This is a genomic window from Rahnella aceris (assembly GCF_011684115.1).
Classification (GTDB): domain Bacteria; phylum Pseudomonadota; class Gammaproteobacteria; order Enterobacterales; family Enterobacteriaceae; genus Rahnella; species Rahnella aceris.
Genome location: NZ_JAADJV010000010.1, coordinates 1 through 1,700, shown reverse-complemented (window position 1 = coordinate 1,700; position 1,700 = coordinate 1). Strand labels below are relative to the sequence as shown.

1 rRNA gene is annotated in these 1,700 nt (G+C 52.4%); it reads right to left on the bottom strand.

Annotated features, from left to right (window positions below):
* Nucleotides 1–45: 45 nt before the first annotated feature.
* A 16S ribosomal RNA gene (locus GW591_RS23990) occupies nt 46–1,588 on the bottom strand.
* Nucleotides 1,589–1,700 lie beyond the last annotated feature (112 nt).

The following is a 1,700-nucleotide window of genomic DNA, read 5'->3' as shown; positions in this document are numbered from 1 at the left end:
CTATCAGACAATCTGTGTGGACACTGCACAATGCGTATCTTGAGGTAAGGAGGTGATCCAACCGCAGGTTCCCCTACGGTTACCTTGTTACGACTTCACCCCAGTCATGAATCACAAAGTGGTAAGCGCCCTCCCGAAGGTTAAGCTACCTACTTCTTTTGCAACCCACTCCCATGGTGTGACGGGCGGTGTGTACAAGGCCCGGGAACGTATTCACCGTAGCATTCTGATCTACGATTACTAGCGATTCCGACTTCATGGAGTCGAGTTGCAGACTCCAATCCGGACTACGACATACTTTATGAGGTCCGCTTGCTCTCGCGAGTTCGCTTCTCTTTGTATATGCCATTGTAGCACGTGTGTAGCCCTACTCGTAAGGGCCATGATGACTTGACGTCATCCCCACCTTCCTCCGGTTTATCACCGGCAGTCTCCTTTGAGTTCCCACCATTACGTGCTGGCAACAAAGGATAAGGGTTGCGCTCGTTGCGGGACTTAACCCAACATTTCACAACACGAGCTGACGACAGCCATGCAGCACCTGTCTCACGGTTCCCGAAGGCACTAAGCCATCTCTGGCGAATTCCGTGGATGTCAAGAGTAGGTAAGGTTCTTCGCGTTGCATCGAATTAAACCACATGCTCCACCGCTTGTGCGGGCCCCCGTCAATTCATTTGAGTTTTAACCTTGCGGCCGTACTCCCCAGGCGGTCGACTTAACGCGTTAGCTCCGGAAGCCACGCCTCAAGGGCACAACCTCCAAGTCGACATCGTTTACAGCGTGGACTACCAGGGTATCTAATCCTGTTTGCTCCCCACGCTTTCGCACCTGAGCGTCAGTCTTTGTCCAGGGGGCCGCCTTCGCCACCGGTATTCCTCCAGATCTCTACGCATTTCACCGCTACACCTGGAATTCTACCCCCCTCTACAAGACTCTAGCTTGCCAGTTTCAAATGCAGTTCCCACGTTAAGCGCGGGGATTTCACATCTGACTTAACAAACCGCCTGCGTGCGCTTTACGCCCAGTAATTCCGATTAACGCTTGCACCCTCCGTATTACCGCGGCTGCTGGCACGGAGTTAGCCGGTGCTTCTTCTGCGAGTAACGTCAATCACCACACGTATTAAGTATGATGCCTTCCTCCTCGCTGAAAGTGCTTTACAACCCTAAGGCCTTCTTCACACACGCGGCATGGCTGCATCAGGCTTGCGCCCATTGTGCAATATTCCCCACTGCTGCCTCCCGTAGGAGTCTGGACCGTGTCTCAGTTCCAGTGTGGCTGGTCATCCTCTCAGACCAGCTAGGGATCGTCGCCTAGGTGAGCCATTACCTCACCTACTAGCTAATCCCATCTGGGCACATCCGATGGCGTGAGGTCCGAAGATCCCCCACTTTGCTCTTTCGAGGTCATGCGGTATTAGCTACCGTTTCCAGTAGTTATCCCCCTCCATCAGGCAGTTTCCCAGACATTACTCACCCGTCCGCCGCTCGCCGGCAAAGTAGCAAGCTACTTTCCGCTGCCGCTCGACTTGCATGTGTTAGGCCTGCCGCCAGCGTTCAATCTGAGCCATGATCAAACTCTTCAATTAAAAGTTCGATTTGCTTCAACAAGTGAAGCGGTGCTCAGAGATTACTTCGTAATAATTCAACTAAATGAATTACTGCTTGGTCACTCTAAGACTTGATATTTTTTGCCACCGA